Raw genomic sequence first — 17,656 nt, 5'->3', positions numbered from 1 at the left:
GCAAGCGCCGCGCGGATCGTACGCGGCGCTTGCAGGGCCATGCGATGCTATTGCCCGAAGATGGCCTGCAGGACGATGCCGGTGGCCACGCCCACCAGGAAATAATCGGCGCCGACGTTGATCCAGTGGTAGCCACGAGGCGGCGGCGCCAGGTGATGGCCGCGCCAGTTGTCGACCACGTATTGCGGACCGCGGTAGGGCAGGGGAACGCGCTGCCCCTTGGCCCAGCGCTCGTAACGCGGATCCGGGCGGTAATTGGCCTGTCCCGGAGGGCCGGCATGCGGGCGGTTGCCAGGGCGCATGCCGGGGCCGTTGTGGCCGGGCGCGCCGCCGCCGGCCCCCGGCCCGCCATGGGGGCCGCCGCCCGGGCCGCCATGGCTGGCGCCACGGTCGGGACCGTTGCCGCGTCCCGGGCCGCCTTGCGCCATGGCAGTGCCCGATACCGCAACGAAGGCGCCCAATACGATACTGGTCAGCAAACGCCTGGTCTTCATCATGCTCTCCTGGAGGAACCGGCCTCGACAGGGCCGGCCGGAAAAGGATTCCAGCGGCTGGCCCGGCAATGGGCACGGCCGCTCGAGAAGATAGACCCGGCGGGGCGCAGCGGGTTCGGCGCGCCGGCCATCCAAATGTTTCAGTCGACTTCGCGCAGATGGGCCGTGTTTATTCGACGGTCACCCCCGCCGCCTGAACGATGCCTTTCCACTTCTGGTAGTCGGCCTTGAGCAGGGCGGCGAATTCGTCGGACGACATGGCTTGCGCCTCGGCTCCCTGGGCATGGATGGCGTCGCGGGTTTCGGGCATGGCCAGGAGCTTGTTCACCGCCTGGTTCATGGTCGCGACGATTTCCTTGGGGGTGCCGGCCGGCATGAACAGGCCATACCAGGTGCTGACGTCGAAGCCTTTGTAGCCGAGTTCCGCGACCGTGGGCACGTCGGGCAGCGAGGTGCTGCGCCTGGCGCTGGTAACGGCCAGGGGGCGCAGCTTGCCGGACTGGATCTGCGCCATCGCGGAAGGAACGGAAGACACCATCAGGTCGACGTTGCCCGCGAGCACGTCCATCATCGCCGCGTTCGAACCTTTGTAGGGAATGTGGCGGATGTCGATGCCCGCCGCGTCTTTGAATATCTCGCCCGCGAGGTGGATGGTCGTGCCGCTGCCCGGCGAGCCATAGGTGATGGTGCCGGGCGCGGCCTTGGCGGCGGCCACCACGTCGGCCAGGGACTTGAAGCGCGAGTTCGCCTGGGTGACGATCAGGATGGGCGTGTAGCCCACGTGCGCGACGGCCACGAGGTCGCGCGTGGGATCGTAGGTCACGCTCTTGTACAGGTAAGGCGCGACGACCAGGTTGTCTTTCTGGCCCATGACCATTTCATAGCCGGTGGGCGCGGCCCGCACTGCCGCGGCAATGCCTATGGTGCCGCCGGCGCCGGCCCGGTTCTCGGACACCACCGTCCATTTCTCGGCTTCGCCGAGTCGATTGGCGATCAGGCGCGACAGGATATCGGTGCCTCCGCCCGGCGGGAACGGGATCAGCAGGCGGATGGGCTTGGACGGGTAGCCTTGGGCACAAGCGCCCGTAGCGGCGAACGCCAGCATGGCGACCGCGCAGACTTTACGGAACATGGCGTCTCCTGATGCCGTATAAGATGAACGATTATCTCAGTTCGCGCCGGTTCGACCCAGGGCACAGCGGATCCGGCTCCGCTGGTCCGCCAGTACCGCCCCCCGGGGGGCCGCGCCAAAACGGCATTCCGCTGGATCTGCGGTCGGGCACTTTCGTGGACGTGCTGCGCGAGACGGGCTACCGCACGTGCGCTGGCTGCGCCGCCAACGCGACGAAGGCAAGGCGGTCAAGCATACGGCGGCCATTTTTGCCTGCACCGAACGCGAGGCCAGAGAAGCCCTGGCGCTGAACTACGGTTCCATCTCCAACATCGACTGCCAGATCGGCCGCGTGATGGCGGCGCCGGAACGGTTGAGTCTGGCGGACAACACCGTGGTCATCTTTACCAGCGACCATGGCGACTACCTGGGTGACCATCAACTGATGTTGAAAGGCCCCATCCACTACCGGGGCCTGGTGCGCGTGCCGTTCATCTGGCGCGCGCCGGCGTGCGCGGCTTCAACGGTATCCAGGGCAAGAGCCTGCTCGGCGTAATGGCCGGCATGCAAGAGCGGGTGCGCGAGCCTTATCCGGAAACGTTGGCTTGAAGAGGCCCCAATGAAAACGGCGCACAGCGTAGACGCTGCGCGCCATGAGGGGAGGCCGGAAGAGCCTGACGCCGTGGAAGCGGAGAGCTTCCACGGATCAGCAAGAGATGGACTGCTCAGAAAAATCTACGTTTCGGCTCTCGTTGAAGCGCTTATCGCTGCGGCACAGGCTTGCCGGAGGCACCGCTGGAGGGACCCATGTCGGTACGGGATTCCTTGTGCCTTTCGCCCGAGGGCGGGAGTTGGCCAGGTTTGTTCTGCATGGTACCCGTCGCACCCGAGCTGTCCGGAGAAGGGACCGGCTTGCCGGAGGCACCGCTGGAGGGACCCATGTCTGTACGGGATTCCAGATGCCTATCGCGCGACCGGGGGATCTGACCGTTGTCGTTGGGCAGGCCCTGGTTCCCGGTTGCGCCGTTGCCGCGCGTGGACGGCACGGGCTTGGCGGCGGAGCCGCTGGAAGGGCCCATATCCGTACGCGACTCTGCGTCGTTACTTCGCTGCGAATTCATATTGCGCGAATTGTCCATGGTCGAGCCAGTGGTACCGGTCTGGGCGAATGCCAGTGGCGCGGCCACGGCGAGCATGGCGGCAAGCAGGGTATTGCGGCAGGAGTTCAAACGTTTCATGGCTACACCTCTTGTTTGTTGGAACACGCCACTGTCTTCGCAAGAGGCGTGCCCGCTCTCCATCTGCCGCAACACGACGAGAAGGGGAGGTGCTAGTCCAGGGTGATTTGCAGATCCCGGATCAGCTTTTGCCAGAGCGCGCTTTCGGACTTGATCAGGGCGGCGTATTCCTGCGGGGTGCTGCCGACCGGCTCGATGCCGAACTCGATCAGTTTCTTGTTGATGGCGGGGGTGTTGATCGCGGCGACGACCTGTTTCTGCAGGGCGCCTATGACTTCGGGCGGTGTACCGGCGGGCGCGACCATGCCCACCTGGGCCGAGGCGACGACGTCCTGGATGCCCAGCTCGGCGAAGGTGGGTACGTCGGGCAACTGGGCCAGGCGCGTGGGGTTGGCCACCGCGAGCGGCCGGACCTTGCCGCCCTTGATGAAGGCGTTGCCGGCCGCGAGGTCGGTCATCATCGCGGACAACTGGCCGCCCGCCACGTCTACCAGCGCCGGCGCCGCGCCGCGATAGGCGATGTGCAGCATGCGCATGCCGGTGCGTTCCTTGAGCAGCTCCATCGCCAGGTGGTGGGGGCTGCCGGCGCCTGCCGAGGCGTAGCTGAACTTGCCGGGCTGGCTCTTGATCTTGGCGACGAAGTCCTTGGCGTCTTTGAAGTCGGTATTGGGGCCGACGATCAGGATCATCGGGAAGCGGCCCATCAGCGTGACCGGCGCGAGGTCTTTGGTGGGGCTGTAGCTCAGGCTCTTGTACAGGGCCGGATTGAACACGAGGGTGCCGTTGTCGGCCGACAGCACGGTGTAGCCGTCCGGGGCGGCGCGGGCCGTCTCGGCCGCACCGATGGCGGTGTTGCCGCCCGGCTTGTTGTCCACGACCACCGGCTGCTTGATGTTCTCCGACAACTGGGCGCCGATGGTGCGCGCCAGAAAGTCGGAGCCGCCGCCGACGGCATAGGGCACGATCCAGCGGATCGGCTTGGCGGGGTAGGCGTCCGCGGCGTAGGCGGATGCGGTGCAGACCAACAGTGCCGAAGCGGCGAATGCGCGGGTCCAGGTGTGCTTCATGGTGTCTCCTCGAGTTGTCGTTGCAGGCCGCGCCGCGGGCAGGGCGGCGCGGCAGGTCGGCGCTGGCGTCAGCCGGCGATCGGCAGGGCCGGCAGGACGGTGCCCGCGCAGTGGCCGAAGCCGACGCGATAGCCGTCGCCCTGGCACCAGCCGGTCATGACGACCTCGTCGCCGTCTTCGATGAAGGCGCGGGTCGCGCCGCCGATGTCCACCGGAGTCTTGCCATTGCTGGTCAATTCGAGCAGCGAGCCGTAGGAACCGTGATCCGGTCCGCTGATCGTGCCCGAGCCCATCAGGTCCCCCACCCGGGTGTTGCAGCCCGACACGGTATGGTGCGCCAGTTGCTGCGCCATCGTCCAGTACATGTGCTTGAAGTTGGTCCGGGCGATGGTGGCTGCCTGCGGGGCGCCTTGCGGCCGCAGCGCGACTTCCAGGTGGATGTCGAAAGCATGCGCGCCGTCGTGGCGCAGGTAGGGCAGCGGCAGCGGGTCTTGCGCGGGCTGCGCGGTGCGGAACGGCTCGAGCGCGTCCATGGTGACGACCCAGGGCGAGATCGTGGTGGCGAAGCCCTTGGCGTTGAAGGGGCCGAGCGGCACGTATTCCCAGGCCTGGATGTCGCGCGCGCTCCAGTCGTTGAGCAGCACCATGCCGAAGATGTGCGATTCGGCTTCTCCGCAGGCGACCGGTTCGGCCATGCCGTTGGGGACGCCGACGAAAAATCCGGTTTCCAGTTCGAAATCCAGCTTCAGGCAGGGCGAGAACACCGGCCGCTCCTGGTTGGGCAGCTTGACCTGGCCATTGGGACGGCGCACCGGCGTGCCGCCGACGACGATCGAAGAGGCGCGGCCGTTGTAGCCGATGGGGATTTCCGTCCAGTTGGGCAGCAACGCGTTCTTGGGATCGCGGAACAGCGAGCCGACGTTGGTGGCGTGCTCCTTGGAGGAGTAGAAATCGGTATAGCCCGGGATCTGGACCGGCAGCAGCATGGTGGCGGATGCCTGGGGAACCAGCGCGCGGGCGCGCAGCGCCGCATCGTCGCGCAGCGTGGCGGTGTCGGCCTGCAGCAGCGTGCCCAATTGCGCGCGCACGCTGCGCCAGGTATCGCGGCCGCTGGCCATGAAGGCGTTCAGGCTAGCGGCGGCGAACAGTGGCGCGGGGGTGCGCAGCAGTCCGGCCTGTTCCAGCACCGAAAGGTCGAGGATCTGGTCGCCGATGGCCGCGCCGACGCGCGCATCGGCGTCCGGCGTGGGCTTGAACACGCCGTAGGGCAGGTTCTGGATGGGGAAGTGGCAGTCGGCCGCATTGGCGGAGGCCACCCAGCTTTTGAGGGCGGGCGTGGCGGGGGCGTTGCTCATCGTGTCTCCGGGGAAAAATGCTTGGTCAGGTTCTGCCAGCACTGGAAATAGCTTGCCTGCAATTGGGCGGTTTCCAGCGCATAGCGCGTGGGTTTGATGACGGTGCGGGTTTCGAACATGAAGGCCATGGTGTCGTCCACCTTGTGCGGCGTGCGGGTATCCACGATGGAAGCCTTCTCGAAGGTGTCGCCGTCGGGGCCGTGGCCGGCCATGCAATTGTGCAGGCTGGCGCCGCCCGGCACGAAGCCTTCCGCCTTGGCGTCGTAGGCGCCGTGCACCAGGCCCATGAATTCGCTGGCGACGTTGCGGTGGTACCAGGGCGGCCGGAAGGTGTCCTCGGCGGCGAGCCAGCGCGGCGGGAAGATCACGAAATCGATGCCGTCCACTCCCGGGGTGTCGCTGGGCGAATGCAGCACCAGGAAAATTGACGGGTCGGGGTGGTCGTAGCTGATCGAGCCTACGGCGTTGAAGCGCCGCAGGTCGTACTTGCAGGGCGCGTAGCTGCCGTGCCAGGCGACCACGTCCAGCGGCGAGTGGCCGATGTCGGCGCGCCACAGCCGGCCGCCGAACTTGGCCACCAGTTCGAAGTCGCCCTCGAGGTCCTCGTAGCGCGCGCGAGGAGTCAGGAAGTCGCGCGGATTGGCCAGGCCGTTGGAGCCGATCACGCCCAGATCGGGCAGGCGCAGCAGCGCGCCGAAGTTCTCGCAGATGTAGCCGCGCGCCTCGCCGTCGGGCAGGCTCACCTGGAAGCGGCAGCCGCGCGGGATGACCGCGATCTCCTGGGGAACGAGATCGATGGCGCCCATTTCCGTGGCGATGTGCAGCCGTCCTTGCTGGGGCACGATCAGCAGTTCGCCGTCGGCGTTGTAGAAATAGCGGCCGTCCATGGAACGGTTGGCGGCGTACAGGTGGATGGCGCAGCCCTGCATGGCATCGGCCGAGCCGTTGCCGGCCATGGTGGTCCAGCCTTCGACGAAATCCGTGGGCGCCTGCGGCATGGGTTGCGGATCCCAGCGCAACTGGTTGGGCGGGGTCGGCGGCACCTGGGCGAAATCGCTGACCAGTTCCGGCTGCCGTTCCATTGGTTCGAAGGGCATGTGTACCGCCGCGGGCCGGATGCGGTAGAGCCACGAGCGCCGGTTGTGGCTGCGCGGGGCGGTAAAGGCGGTGCCGGAAATCTGTTCCGCGTACAGGCCGTAGGGCGCGCGCTGCGGCGAATTGCGGCCCGCGGGCAGCGCGCCGGGCAGGGCTTCGGTGGCGAATTCGTTGCCGAAGCCGGACATGTAGTCGGCGGACGGGACTTCGTGGGAAAGGGCGGGAGTGTTCATGATGGTCCGTGGCAAAGAGCGGTCCGGGCGGGGTGGGCCGCATGGATCGGGCTGGGCGCGTGGATGGGCTGTCTCGTCGTAGGCAGATGCCCAGGCTGCGGCATCCGTATTTACGTTGAAAGTAATGTATTTACGTTAAGCGTAATTTTTTATCGAGAGCTAGTCAAGAAATTACGTATCGGGTGCTAGCATTACGTCAAGCGTAATCAAGAGGGGTGGCCATGGCGGGCAGGCGCGCGACGGAGGCGCAGGAGCCGGTAGTCGAGGAAGAGGCGGCGGCGCGCCAGGGCGGCGTGCAGGCGCTGGAAACCGGTTTGTCGGTGCTCGACGTGTTTGCCGATACGACCCGTCCGATGATGCTCAAGGACATCGCCGCGGCGGCGCAGATGCATCCGGCCAAGGTGCATCGCTACCTGGCCAGCTTCGTCCGGCGCGGCTACGTGGAGCAGGACGCCCAGGGGCGCTACAGCCTGGGACGCGGCGCCTTGCGCATCGGCCTGGCCAGCCTGGCCGCGCTCGATGCGGTGCGGCTGGTCACGCCTTTGCTGGACGAACTGAGCCTGGCGCTGGAAGAAACGGTGCTGGCCGCGGTCTGGGGCAATCGCGGGCCCACGGTGGTCCAGTGGCGCGATTCGCCGCGTCCGGTAATGGTCAACGTGCGGCCGGGTTCGGTCATGCCGCTGCTGTCTTCGGCCACGGGCCGGGTGTTCGCGGCCTTCATGGACGAACGGCTGACGGGCGGCCTGATTGCCGAAGAGTTGAAAGGGCGTGCCGCGGAGGGGCTCCATCCGGCCAGCGCCGGCGAGGTGCGCGAACTGCTGGACGCGGTGCGCCGCTCGCAAGTGGGGCGGGTCACCGGCGATCTGCTGCCCGGCGTCAATTCGGTCAGCGCGCCGGTGTTCGACTACGACGGCCGGCTGGTCCTGGCGATCTCGGCGCTGGGCAACAGCGCCCGTTTCGACGCGGATCCGGCCGGTCCCATCGCCGTGGCGGTGCGCAAGGCGGCCGGCACGCTCTCGGCCCGCCTGGGTTATGCCGTCGCGGAAGCGCCGGCGGAATCGACTTCGTAATCCACCATGCAGCCCGCGCTCAGGAAGCGGTCCATCCTGGCGCGGGTCTCCATGTGGACCGGATGCTGGTGATAGCCCTGCAGCGCGGCGCGGTCGGTGAAAACGGTATAGACCACCACGTCGAGCGCCTTGCCGGACGTGCTGAAGTTCAGCCCCGCCTCGGATTCCAGCAGGCCGGGGATGCGCCCGCGCTGCGCGGCGATGGTGTCGCGGATGATGTCGAAGGCAGCTTCGCGGCTCATGCCCTCGTCGAGCTTGAGACGCCACATGGCGATGTGCTTGATCATGCTTGTCCAGGATAGGAAGGGATGGGCGCCGCGGGCACCAGGCGCCATAGCGTAGTGGTTTCCGCCGCGCGCGCGGCATGCAGGGGATCGGCGTCGTCCTGCGCGCGCGGATGGCGCGGCTTGACATCGTGGCGGCCCGCCACGCGCAGACCGGCCTGCGCGATCAGGTCCAGCAGCTCTTCGCGGGTGCGCAGGCCCAGGTGCTCGGCTAGGTCGGACAGGATCAGCCAGCCTTCGCCGCCGGGTTCCAGGTGTTCGGCCAGGCCGGCCAGGAAGCCGCGCAGCATGCGGCTGGACGGATCGAAAATGGCGCGGTCCAGGCCGGCATGCGCCGAGCCGGGCAGCCAGGGCGGGTTGCACACCGCCAGCGCCGCGCGCCCCGCCGGAAAGAGATCGGTTTGTTCCACCCGGACCTTGCCCGTCAGCCCGAGCCGGGCGATGTTGTCGCGCGCGCAGGCCAGCGCGCGCGGATCGTTGTCGGTGGCGACGACCTTGCGCATGCCGCGGCGCGCCAGCACCGCGGCCAGCACGCCGGTGCCGGTGCCGATGTCGAAGGCGGTGCCGGCCGAGGGCAGGGGCGCCTGCGCGACCAACTCCACGTATTCGCCGCGCACCGGCGAGAACACGCCGTAGTGCGGATGGATGCGCGCATCCAGCGCGGCGATGGGCACGCCTTTCTTGCGCCACTCGTGCGCGCCGATCGCGCCCTGCAGTTCGCGCAGCGATACCACCGCGTCGCGGGTCTGCGGACCATAGGCTTCCAGGCAGGCCTGGCGCACGTCGGGCGCGCGGCGCAGCGGCACGCTGCCGTCGGCGGCCAGGGGCACCAGCAGCATGCCCAGCACGCGGGCCCGCTGCAGCTGTGCCTGGCGGTACAGGTGGAAGGTCTCGGTCAGGTTCGCGCCGGGCTTGACGGGCTTGCGGTCCACGCGCCGCGCCATGGCCTGGAGCAATTGGCGGGCGTTCTGGAAGTCTCCCTGCCACAGCAGCGCCGTGCCTTCGCAGGCATGGCGGTAGGCCTGGTCGGCCGGCATGCGGTCGTCGGCCACCAGCATACGTTTGGGCGGCGGGTGGCCGCTGGACGACAGCCAGGCGGCCTCTCGAGGCCCGGGGTCGTTCCAGCGCAGGAGTTCGGGAGCGGTCGTCACGGCATGCGGACCTGCAAGAAGGATAAGGGAAGCGAGTCTACTCCATCGCCCTGGCGGACTCGGCCGGGCAGGCCGGTTATTATCCGTGGCATCTTTCAGCATCCACCCCGCCGGAGACCTTGCCGATGTCCGCATTCGACTATGACCTTATCACCATTGGCGCCGGTTCCGGCGGTGTGGCCGGTTCGCGCCGCGCCGCCTCGTACGGCGCGCGCGTCGCCATTTGCGAAGACGGCCGCGTGGGCGGCACCTGCGTGATCCGCGGATGCGTGCCCAAGAAACTGCTGATGTACGGCTCGCAGTTCTCCGATGCCTTCGAGGATGCCGCCGGTTATGGCTGGACGGTGGAGGGCGCGCGCCTGGACTGGGCCGCGCTGGTGGCCGCCAAAGACCGCGAGATCGATCGCCTGGAGGGCATCTACCGCCGCATGCTGGACCAGGGCGGCGTGGCCCTGCTGGCGGGCCGCGCGGTGCTGGTCGACCCGCATACGGTGGAAGTGGCGGGCAGGCGCCATACGGCCGAACGCATCATGATCGCCACCGGCGGGCGCCCGGTGCGCCCGGAGATCCCCGGCGCGGAACTGGCCATCACGTCCAACGAGGCCTTGTCGCTGCCCGAGCTGCCGGGCGAGGTGCTGATCGTCGGCGGCGGCTATATCGCGCTCGAGTTCGCGGGCATCTTCCGCAGCGCCGGCGCGAACGTGACGGTGGCGGTGCGGCGCGACCGCATCCTGGGCGGCTTCGACCAGGACGTCCGCGCAAGCGTGGCCGAATCCCTGCAAAAGCGCGGCATAGCGATACGGCCCAATACCAAGGTGGCGGCGCTGTCGCGCCAGGACGGACGCATCGCCGCGCAGCTGGAAGACGGCCAGGTCCTGGTCGTGGACCAGGTGCTGATGGCGACGGGCCGTGCGCCCAACACCTCCGGGCTGGGCCTGGAAGCCTGCGGCGTCGCGCTGGGCAAGGACGGCGAAGTGAAGGTGGACGGCCGGTCGCGCACGAATGTACCGAGCATCTATGCGGTAGGCGACGTGACCGACCGCATCAACCTGACTCCTTGGGCGATCGCCGAGGGCCGTGCGCTGGCCGAGACCCTGTTCAACGACAATCCCATGCAGGCCGATCCGGAAAACGTGCCGGCGGCGGTGTTCAGCCAGCCGCCCATCGCCACGGTGGGGCTGTCCGAAGAGGACGCGCGCGAGCGCTACGGCAAGCTGCGCATCTATCGTTCGCGCTTTCGCCCGATGAAGAACACGCTGTCCGGGCGCGACGAGCAGACCATGATGAAGCTGGTCGTGGACGACGCCACCGACAAGGTCGTGGGCTGCCACATGGTCGGGCCCGATGGCGCGGAGATCATCCAGGGCCTGGCCATCGCGCTCAAATGCGGCGCGACCAAGCGCCAGTTCGACCAGACCATAGGCCTGCATCCGACCGCGGCCGAAGAGTTCGTCACCATGCGCGATCCCGTCGCGCAGCCATAATGAATGAATCCGGGCCCGGCGAGCTGCCGGGCCCGTCGCGAGCAACCAGGAGTTTTCATGAGCACACCCTCGGCGGCGGGGCTGGATACCCCGCTGATCATCACCGTCGCTCCCAACGGCGCCTACAAGAAGACCTCGGACCATCCCGCCGTGCCGGTCACGCCCGGCCAACTGGCCGAAGTGGCCAAGCAATGTCTGGATGCAGGCGCGGCCATGCTGCACATGCACGTGCGCAAGGCCGACCAGTCGCACAGCCTGGAGCCGGAAGCCTACCTGGCCGCCACCCGGGCGGTGCGCCATGCGGTCGGCAATGAACTGGTGGTGCAGATCACCACCGAGGCCGCGGGCGTCTACGCGCCCGACGAACAGGTCGAGGCCGTCATGGCGGTGCACCCCGAGGCGGTCTCGGTGGGTTTGCGCGAAATCGCCGTCGGCCCGCAGGCCGATGCGCGGGTGGCCTCGCTGTTCGGCTGGCTGGCGCGCGAGCGCGTCATGACGCAGGTGATCTTGTACGACACCGCCGACGTCGAACGCTGGATGGACTATCGCCGCCAGGGCGTGGTGCCCGATGCGCCGTGGTTCGTGCTGTTCGTGCTGGGACGCTACAGCGCCGGCCAGACCTCGTCTCCGGCCGACCTGCTGCCCTTCCTGGCCGCCTACGACCAGGCCTATCCGTGGGCCATGTGCGCCTTCGGCAAACAGGAGCATGCATGTGCGGCCGCGGCGGCCGCGCTCGGCGGCCATGCCCGCGTGGGCTTCGAGAACAACCTCTACCTGCGCGACGGTTCGCTGGCGCCGGACAACGCCGCGCTGGTCGGACAGGTGGCCGACGTCGCTGCGGCGCTGGGCCGGCCGCTGGCGACGGCGGCGCAGGTGCGCGAGCTGTTCCTGGGGAGCTAGTTTTTGTGGCGGTGCCGCCGTCAGGCTGCTGGGGTCTGGCCGCGGGGACGCGTCGCCAGCGCCAGCAGGAAGCTCAGGGCCAGCGCCGGCAGCGCCGAACCGGCATCGGGCGCGACGAGGCGGCCGAGATGGTAGGTGGCTACGCCGGCCAGCCAGATCGCGACCGGTCCCCAGTGGATGGCGCGGGCCCGCGCCAGCGCGGCGGCGGCATTGATGCCGAAGGACAGGCGTCCCAGGATGACGCCGAACAGCGGCACGAACACCGAGCTCAGCAGCAACAGGAAGGGTTCCAGGTCATGGATGGGCAAGGCCAGCGCCAGGACGGTGCAGACCGCCACCATGGCCAGCCCCCAGCGCCGTATGCTCCAGCGGGGATGCAGGCTGTGCGCCGACACCGCGCCCGAATAGCAGTCCCCGTAGGCGTTGTCGACTTCATCGATGAGGATCAGCGACAGCGCGATCAGGCCTCCCTGCGCAAGCAGCAGCGCCGTGACCAGGTCGGCGCTCGGCAGCGTCAGCGCCACCAGCACCCCCAATCCGTAGCACCACACATTGGCGATGGCGTAGCCCAGCCAGGTGCCGCCCAGCGCCGCGCGGCCGCCGCGGCCGTAGCGGGCATAGTCGGCCACCAGCGGCAGCCATGAGATCGGCATGGCGATGACCAGGTCCAGCGCCGGCAGCACGCCCATGCCGCCGTTGCCCGGCCGCTGCCACAAGCCGGCCCAGCCCTGCGCATGCGCCATTCCCAGGAACTGCCAGCTCAGCCAGAGCAGCGAAAGCACCACCAGCGGCAACGCGACGCGCGAAATCAGGCGCCGCACGACCTGAACCATGGAGCCGCTGATCAGCAGCGCCAGCAGGCCTCCCCACAGCAGCGTGGCGCCGACGGTCCAGCCGGGCGCCGCCATGCCGCCGGCCTGGCGGCCGATCGCCACCGTGGCATCGCGCATCACGACCAGTTCGAACGTGCCCCAGCCTACCAATTGGACGATGTTGAGCAGCACGGGCAGCCGCGCGAACGCGCTTCCGTAGGTGGCGTGGATCAGGCCCGCGCTGGCCAGTCCGCTGTCGCAGCCCAGCTTCGCGACCCAGCCCAGCAGGCCGGCGCCGACGATCGAGCCGGCGACGATGGCCAGCAGCGCCTCGCGGGTGCCGAGCGCGGGCACCAGGTAGGCGCCTACCTGCATGACGAGCAGGCCGACGCCCAGGCTGAACCATAGCGAGGCATGGTTGTGCCAGCCGAACAGGCGGGCGGAAGGCGCGACCGGGGTCAGCGCCTGGTTGGCGCCGGAAGAGGAAGAGTTCATGTCGTGATCCGCATGGGTGAGCCGGGAAGGCCGTGTCCACCGCAGGGCCGCGCCTTCCCGGAAAGGGCGGGTGCAACATTAGCACGCCGCTCGTCACGGCATGGAGGCGTCAATCCAACTGGATGTTCGCCCCTGCAGGTGCTGCCGGCGGCGGGCAACGGCCGAGGCGCGGCGCGGGCGCGCCCCGGCCTATGGCGCCAACTGCCCGACCATCTGCGCGATCACGCTGTGGATGATCGCGCGGATGCAGCGCGCTTCCATCAGCTTGCCTTGGTGGCGGAACCCGTTTGCGCGAGCCGGGCTGCGGCTTCGTCCGGGACGTCGAGTACGACCCGGATGCCCAGGCCATGCAAGACCTGGAACAGTTTGCCCCACTGGATCGTATCGCTGCCGCGCTCGATCTTGCCCAGGAAGTTTTCGCTCACACCTATGCTGCCGGCGGCGTCGTCCTGGCGGATGGCCTGGGCCTTGCGGACCGCGCGCACGATGGGGCCGAGCGCGTCCGCGCGTTGGAGTGGTATTTTCATGAATCCTCACGTTTGTAAGGATTATGGAAGAATGTAGGGGGTTTCACAACAAAATCCTCACGATCGTGAGGAAAATGAGTCATTCAAACTAGGTTAATCAAAAATCCTCATGATCGTGAGGATTTAGCGACGCGAACTCGTCAAGCCGCAGGCGGATAGTGCCGGCTGCCCAACAGCAGCGAGAGGTCGCGCGCGCCATTTTTGACGGCTTGCTCGGCGCGTGCGCGCAGGCCGGGCTGAGTCTGGTAGGCGGCTTCCGGGCCCGCCACGCTGATCGCGGCCACGGCCGCTCCCAGCGCGTCGAATACCGGAGCCGCGCAGGAATCGATGCCGGCCTCGAAACCCGAGAAGCTCCAGGCGCAGCCTTGCTCCCGATCCTGCGCCAGTTGGGCGCGCAGGCGGGCCGGGTCCGGCAGCCCGGCCTCCCGGTGCAATTGCGCGAGCACGGTTTCCAGTGCGCCCGCCGGCTGCCACGCGAGCAGCACGCGTCCCGGCGTGGTCAGCGGTGCCGCCAGGCGCGTGCCGACCTTGACGCTGCTGATCAGCCCGGCCTCGGGCATGTCGCGCAGCAGGTAGACCACGTGGCTGCCGTCCAGGGCCGCCAGGTAGGCCGACATGTTCAGCGCGGCGCGCACGTCGGCCAGCACGCGCCGGCCGAGGTCGAGCATGTCGTCGGCGGCGGTGGCGGCCGAAGCGAGCTTCAGAAAGCCCAGGCCGATGCGGTGGCCGCCCTGGGGCAGGGCTTCGAGCACGCCTTCGTGCTCGAGCGTGGCGATCAGCCGCATCACCGTGACGCGGTTGACGTCGATGGTGCGGCCCACCTCGCTCAGGTTGGAGGTGCTGCCGCCTTCGACCACGTAGCGCAGCAGGCGGAAAGCCCGCACCACGGGGGAGACGAGGCCGGCCTTGCCGGCGGGTTCGTCGTGGTCGAAGGAGTCGGCAGTAGCGGGCATGCGGATCAGGCCAGGGGAACGGTCCACGAATTGTATTCGTACACCCAGTCGGCATTGCCGCCGTCCTTGAGCCAGTTGTTGCCGCGCGAACCGAGCTGGATCTTGGCGGTGCGCTCGCGCCGCGCGCTTTCGTAGCGCGTGAGGGCTTCGGCAGGCTGCTCGGGCAGGGCGGCCAACTGGCGCGCCAGCACGACGGCGTCTTCGATGGCCATGCCGGCGCCCTGGGCCATGAACGGCATCATGGGATGGCAGGCGTCGCCCAGCAGGGTGACGTTGCCGCGCGACCAGGACGGCAGCGGATCGCGTACGTAGAGGGCCGACTTGAGCACTTCGTCGCAGGCGTCCAGCAGCGCGCGGGCCTCGGGGTGGAAATCGGCGTACAGCGAGCGCAGTTCCTCGACGCTGCCGGGCATGGTCCAGGATTCGTGGCGCCAGCTGTCCTGCGGGATGGTGGCGAAGATGAAGATGTCGCGGCCCAGGTTGAGCGGGAAGGTGACGATCTGGGTCTCGGGGATGGGGCCCCACCACTTGGTGAACGCGCCCAGGTTGGGGACGCCTTCCAGCTTGGCGGCCGGCACCACGGCGCGGTAGGCCACCACGCCGGTGAAATCGGGGTATTCGTCGCCCAGCAGGTACTTGCGCACGGTCGAGTGGATGCCGTCCGCGCCGACCAGTACATCGACGCGCTGCGAGGTGCCGTCTTCGAAGGCGACGGTGATGCCGTCTGCGCCCTCGCTGATGTTGACCGTGCGCTTGCCCATGTGGAGGGTGGAGGCGGGCACCGCCTGCTCGAGCGCGGACAGGAGATCGGCGCGGTGGATGGTGAGCTGCGGCGCGCCATAGCGTTCTTCGGCGGCGTTCGCCATTTCCAGGCGCGAGGTTTCCTCGCCGGTATCCCACATGCGGCTGATGCGGTGGGTGGGGCGGGCCGCGGTCTTGCGCAGTTCGGCGCCCACGCCCATGCCCAGGCCGTCGAGGGCCAGTACGGCATTCGGGGTGAGGTTGATGTCGGCGCCGACGCGGGCGAATTTGGGGGCCTGTTCGAACAGCACGGATTCCAGGCCGAGCTTGCGCAGGGCAATCGCCGCCGCCATCCCGCCAATTCCCGCGCCGCTGATGCCAATGAGAGGCGATGCCATGAGGTTCTCCTGTATTCGGCCTGATGTGTACATAAATGAACAATAAGTTCAAAAATTCTATAACTCGGTCGAGAGACGTGTCAATGGGGAAAACACGGAAGCGATGCCATGCAGGAAACACCCGCATCAGCCGGCCCAAGTCGCAACAAGCGGTTGTGCGCGCCATACAGGCGGACGCCCGGTGGTACAGTCCTGCCGGAACGACAAGGTGTGGTGCGATATCTGAATGCCTATGGTTGATTGCGGCCCCGGAAGGGGAGGCCATTGCCGGCGCGGCCGGTCTGCCGCCCTGGATGGACAGGGCGCGCGGCGCTGCGCGCGAATCGTCTGGCGGCGCATCGCGCGGGCCGGGATGCTGGCGGCCGCCTGCCTGCTCGCCGCCGCGCCGGGCGCTCGCGCGGACGAGCGCATCCTGGAGTTTTTCAGCGACATCAAGGTCGAGCGCAGCGGCGACCTGCTGGTAACGGAGAACATCCGCGTACGCTCCGAAGGGCGCCTGATCAAATACGGCCTGCAGCGCGACTTCGCCGGGCTGTACCGGGACGCCGAAGGCAACCGGCGCAGCGCTGCGCTCGACGTGCTGTCCATGCGCCGCGACGGCCGGCCGGAACCGTTCGCCGTCAGCCGCCTGCCCGATGGCCTGCGCCTCGTCACGGGCAAGCCCGACGTATCGTTCCGCATGGGCGAGTATCAGTATTCGCTGGTCTATCGGGTGAGCCGGCAACTGCAGGCCGACGGGGCGCGCGACCGGCTGGCCTGGGACGCCACCGGCCGTTCGTGGGCCTTGCCGGTAGACAAAGTGCGCGTGCGCATCGTGCTGCCCGACGATGCGCCGGTATCGGACGCGGTCGTGGCGGCGCGCGGCGGCGGCGCGCCGGGGCGGCTCGATGTGCGCGAGGCCGGGCGCGCGGTATTCGTGTCCACCCGGACGCTGGCGCCGGGCGAGGGCATGGAAGTGGACGTGGCATGGCCTGCGGGCGCGGTCGAGCGGCCCGGGCCGTTGCGGGCCTGGTGGCATGACGTGCAGGATCGCGCCGAGCTGTGGGTGGCCGGCGGCGGCGCCGCGCTGCTGATCGTGTATTACCTGCTGGCCGCGCTGTCCTTGCGCAGGTCCGGGCCGCGCACGCGCGAGCGTCTGGACGATCCGCCCGAGGGACTGTCGGCGCCGGCGCTGCGCTACATCGATCGCAAGGGCTACGACCGCTGGACCTTCCTGGCCGGCATGATGGAACTGCTGTCGCGCCGTTCCGTCGGCGTCCTGGTCCGCCAGGACGGCCGCTATATCGAGCGCCTGCCCAACCACACCGGCGGCGATGGCCGCCACGATCCGCTGCTCAACGGCATGCTGGGGCGCTTCTTCGCTTCCGGGCCGCCGCAGGCCGAGAGCCCCGCGCTCGGCGGCCAGCGCCGCCGCGAGACGGCGAGCGCGGGAGCATGGTTCTCGGGCGACCGGACGCTGCTGCGGCTCGACGGCTTGTACCGCCATTGCTATGACGAGGCGCAGCGCGACCAGCGCGAACGCCTCGAAGAGACCTACGCGCGCAGCCTGTTCGTCGATGGTTCGGACCGCGCGCGCCACGGCTTCTATCTATGGCTGGCGATGACGGTCGCGCTGGTCGGCCTGGGGATCGTGCGGGTCGGCACCTTGCGTTCGTGGGAGGCCTGGAGCCTGCTGTTGCCGCTGCCGGCCGTGCCCGCGCTGTTTGCCCTGTATGCGCAATGGCGCGCAGGCGCGACGAGCCTGGCCAGCCGCGCCGTCCTGGGCGTGCTGGCGCTGGCCTGCCTGGCGGGAGGGGTGTGGGGCGTGGTCACGCATGTGGCGCCGCTGCCGCTGCTGGCGGCGAGCCTGGCGCCGCTGGCCTTGCTGGCGATGGTCTGCGCCGCCTTCCTGTTCCTGCGGGGCTATACGCGGCAAGGGGCGGCGCTGCGGGCCCAGGTCGATGCCTTTCGCCGCTTCCTGGCGCGTCCCGAGCCCGCCGCGGGCCCCGAAGCCGGCCTGGCGCGCTACGAGCGCTACCTGCCTTATGCGCTCGCGCTCGGGACGGAGCGCAAGTGGTCGGCCGCGCATGCGGGCTGGCGCGCCGGCGCGGCCGGCGCCCTGGCGGACATGCGCGCGCGCTATGGCGGCGTCTACGATCCGCTGGCCCAGGCGCGTGCCGTCATGCGCAGCCTGGACCGATGGTCCGCGACGGCAGCCCGGGCACGTCCCGCGCGAAGCGGCGAAGAGACAGGCGTGGGCCCGGGTTAG

At 68.7% G+C, this 17,656-nt stretch carries 17 protein-coding genes; 5 read left to right on the top strand and 12 right to left on the bottom strand.

The window, feature by feature from the left end:
- Window positions 1-47: 47 nt before the first annotated feature.
- Together PIGHUM_RS12440 and PIGHUM_RS12435 are read right to left on the bottom strand one after the other, a co-directional pair.
- Window positions 48-497 (bottom strand): RcnB family protein, encoded by a 450-nt coding sequence (locus PIGHUM_RS12440; protein WP_246013147.1) that lies wholly within the window; start codon window positions 495-497, stop codon window positions 48-50.
- Between the two features lie 166 nt (window positions 498-663).
- On the bottom strand, window positions 664-1,626 hold the full coding sequence (locus PIGHUM_RS12435; protein ID WP_124079914.1) for a Bug family tripartite tricarboxylate transporter substrate binding protein: 963 nt from the start codon (window positions 1,624-1,626) through the stop codon (window positions 664-666).
- Window positions 1,627-1,813: 187 nt separating this feature from the next.
- Between PIGHUM_RS12435 and PIGHUM_RS12430 the strand changes: the two genes are divergently transcribed.
- Window positions 1,814-2,161, top strand: coding sequence for a sulfatase-like hydrolase/transferase (locus tag PIGHUM_RS12430; RefSeq protein ID WP_246013145.1), 348 nt, complete (start codon window positions 1,814-1,816; stop codon window positions 2,159-2,161).
- Between the two features lie 205 nt (window positions 2,162-2,366).
- On the opposite strand, the gene PIGHUM_RS12425 is transcribed toward PIGHUM_RS12430, so the two are convergent.
- The 4 genes from PIGHUM_RS12425 to hmgA form a co-directional block, all read right to left on the bottom strand.
- On the bottom strand, window positions 2,367-2,843 hold the full coding sequence (locus PIGHUM_RS12425) for a hypothetical protein (protein ID WP_124079912.1): 477 nt from the start codon (window positions 2,841-2,843) through the stop codon (window positions 2,367-2,369).
- A 92-nt stretch (window positions 2,844-2,935) separates the two neighbouring features.
- Window positions 2,936-3,910, bottom strand: coding sequence for a Bug family tripartite tricarboxylate transporter substrate binding protein (locus PIGHUM_RS12420; protein WP_124079911.1), 975 nt, complete (start codon window positions 3,908-3,910; stop codon window positions 2,936-2,938).
- Between the two features lie 68 nt (window positions 3,911-3,978).
- Window positions 3,979-5,265 (bottom strand): fumarylacetoacetase, encoded by a 1,287-nt coding sequence (fahA, locus tag PIGHUM_RS12415; protein WP_124079910.1) that lies wholly within the window; start codon window positions 5,263-5,265, stop codon window positions 3,979-3,981.
- Window positions 5,262-6,593, bottom strand: a complete 1,332-nt coding sequence (gene hmgA / locus PIGHUM_RS12410; protein ID WP_124079909.1) for a homogentisate 1,2-dioxygenase — start codon at window positions 6,591-6,593, stop codon at window positions 5,262-5,264. The genes fahA and hmgA overlap by 4 nt, the downstream gene beginning before the upstream one ends.
- A gap of 221 nt (window positions 6,594-6,814) precedes the next feature.
- On the opposite strand from hmgA, the gene PIGHUM_RS12405 reads away from it, so the two are divergent.
- Window positions 6,815-7,663, top strand: a complete 849-nt coding sequence (locus PIGHUM_RS12405) for an IclR family transcriptional regulator (RefSeq protein ID WP_124079908.1) — start codon at window positions 6,815-6,817, stop codon at window positions 7,661-7,663.
- On the opposite strand, the gene PIGHUM_RS12400 is transcribed toward PIGHUM_RS12405, so the two are convergent.
- Together PIGHUM_RS12400 and PIGHUM_RS12395 are read right to left on the bottom strand one after the other, a co-directional pair.
- On the bottom strand, window positions 7,624-7,950 hold the full coding sequence (locus PIGHUM_RS12400) for a Dabb family protein (protein WP_160142246.1): 327 nt from the start codon (window positions 7,948-7,950) through the stop codon (window positions 7,624-7,626). The genes PIGHUM_RS12405 and PIGHUM_RS12400 overlap by 40 nt on opposite strands.
- Complete coding sequence (locus PIGHUM_RS12395; RefSeq protein ID WP_246013143.1) at window positions 7,947-9,098, bottom strand: methyltransferase; 1,152 nt, start codon at window positions 9,096-9,098, stop codon at window positions 7,947-7,949. The genes PIGHUM_RS12400 and PIGHUM_RS12395 overlap by 4 nt, the downstream gene beginning before the upstream one ends.
- 125 nt (window positions 9,099-9,223) lie before the next feature.
- Here PIGHUM_RS12395 and gor point away from each other — a divergent pair, with 125 nt between their 5' ends.
- Window positions 9,224-10,582, top strand: coding sequence for a glutathione-disulfide reductase (gor, locus tag PIGHUM_RS12390; RefSeq protein WP_124079905.1), 1,359 nt, complete (start codon window positions 9,224-9,226; stop codon window positions 10,580-10,582).
- A 57-nt stretch (window positions 10,583-10,639) separates the two neighbouring features.
- A complete protein-coding gene (locus PIGHUM_RS12385; protein WP_124079904.1) occupies window positions 10,640-11,482 on the top strand; it encodes a beta-keto acid cleavage family enzyme in 843 nt (280 codons plus the stop codon).
- A gap of 20 nt (window positions 11,483-11,502) precedes the next feature.
- Here PIGHUM_RS12385 and PIGHUM_RS12380 read toward each other — a convergent pair whose 3' ends face one another.
- The 4 genes from PIGHUM_RS12380 to PIGHUM_RS12365 all read right to left on the bottom strand — a co-directional run bounded on the left by PIGHUM_RS12380 (window position 11,503) and on the right by PIGHUM_RS12365 (window position 15,408).
- Window positions 11,503-12,789, bottom strand: coding sequence for a purine-cytosine permease family protein (locus tag PIGHUM_RS12380; protein ID WP_124079903.1), 1,287 nt, complete (start codon window positions 12,787-12,789; stop codon window positions 11,503-11,505).
- 260 nt (window positions 12,790-13,049) lie between these two features.
- Window positions 13,050-13,316, bottom strand: a complete 267-nt coding sequence (locus PIGHUM_RS12375; RefSeq protein WP_124079902.1) for a helix-turn-helix domain-containing protein — start codon at window positions 13,314-13,316, stop codon at window positions 13,050-13,052.
- A 140-nt stretch (window positions 13,317-13,456) separates the two neighbouring features.
- Window positions 13,457-14,296 (bottom strand): IclR family transcriptional regulator, encoded by an 840-nt coding sequence (locus PIGHUM_RS12370; RefSeq protein WP_246013142.1) that lies wholly within the window; start codon window positions 14,294-14,296, stop codon window positions 13,457-13,459.
- Complete coding sequence (locus tag PIGHUM_RS12365) at window positions 14,275-15,408, bottom strand: FAD-dependent monooxygenase (protein WP_124079901.1); 1,134 nt, start codon at window positions 15,406-15,408, stop codon at window positions 14,275-14,277. The genes PIGHUM_RS12370 and PIGHUM_RS12365 overlap by 22 nt, the downstream gene beginning before the upstream one ends.
- Before the next feature lie 226 nt (window positions 15,409-15,634).
- Here PIGHUM_RS12365 and PIGHUM_RS12360 point away from each other — a divergent pair, with 226 nt between their 5' ends.
- On the top strand, window positions 15,635-17,656 hold the full coding sequence (locus tag PIGHUM_RS12360; protein ID WP_124079900.1) for a DUF2207 domain-containing protein: 2,022 nt from the start codon (window positions 15,635-15,637) through the stop codon (window positions 17,654-17,656).

Source organism: Pigmentiphaga humi, from assembly GCF_900606115.1.
Lineage (GTDB): Bacteria > Pseudomonadota > Gammaproteobacteria > Burkholderiales > Burkholderiaceae_B > Pigmentiphaga > Pigmentiphaga humi.
This window is presented reverse-complemented; position numbering and strand designations above follow the sequence as displayed.

What these genes read in the sequence shown, in the direction of transcription:
- PIGHUM_RS12440 (WP_246013147.1), bottom strand. Translation starts at nt 497, where the DNA reads ATGATGAAGACCAGGCGTTTGCTGACCAGTATCGTATTGGGCGCCTTC.
- PIGHUM_RS12435 (WP_124079914.1), bottom strand. Translation starts at nt 1,626, where the DNA reads ATGTTCCGTAAAGTCTGCGCGGTCGCCATGCTGGCGTTCGCCGCTACG.
- PIGHUM_RS12425 (WP_124079912.1), bottom strand. Translation starts at nt 2,843, where the DNA reads ATGAAACGTTTGAACTCCTGCCGCAATACCCTGCTTGCCGCCATGCTC.
- PIGHUM_RS12420 (WP_124079911.1), bottom strand. Translation starts at nt 3,910, where the DNA reads ATGAAGCACACCTGGACCCGCGCATTCGCCGCTTCGGCACTGTTGGTC.
- fahA (WP_124079910.1), bottom strand. Translation starts at nt 5,265, where the DNA reads ATGAGCAACGCCCCCGCCACGCCCGCCCTCAAAAGCTGGGTGGCCTCC.
- hmgA (WP_124079909.1), bottom strand. Translation starts at nt 6,593, where the DNA reads ATGAACACTCCCGCCCTTTCCCACGAAGTCCCGTCCGCCGACTACATG.
- PIGHUM_RS12405 (WP_124079908.1), top strand. Translation starts at nt 6,815, where the DNA reads ATGGCGGGCAGGCGCGCGACGGAGGCGCAGGAGCCGGTAGTCGAGGAA.
- PIGHUM_RS12400 (WP_160142246.1), bottom strand. Translation starts at nt 7,950, where the DNA reads ATGATCAAGCACATCGCCATGTGGCGTCTCAAGCTCGACGAGGGCATG.
- gor (WP_124079905.1), top strand. Translation starts at nt 9,224, where the DNA reads ATGTCCGCATTCGACTATGACCTTATCACCATTGGCGCCGGTTCCGGC.
- PIGHUM_RS12385 (WP_124079904.1), top strand. Translation starts at nt 10,640, where the DNA reads ATGAGCACACCCTCGGCGGCGGGGCTGGATACCCCGCTGATCATCACC.
- PIGHUM_RS12380 (WP_124079903.1), bottom strand. Translation starts at nt 12,789, where the DNA reads ATGAACTCTTCCTCTTCCGGCGCCAACCAGGCGCTGACCCCGGTCGCG.
- PIGHUM_RS12375 (WP_124079902.1), bottom strand. Translation starts at nt 13,316, where the DNA reads ATGAAAATACCACTCCAACGCGCGGACGCGCTCGGCCCCATCGTGCGC.
- PIGHUM_RS12365 (WP_124079901.1), bottom strand. Translation starts at nt 15,408, where the DNA reads ATGGCATCGCCTCTCATTGGCATCAGCGGCGCGGGAATTGGCGGGATG.
- PIGHUM_RS12360 (WP_124079900.1), top strand. Translation starts at nt 15,635, where the DNA reads ATGCCTATGGTTGATTGCGGCCCCGGAAGGGGAGGCCATTGCCGGCGC.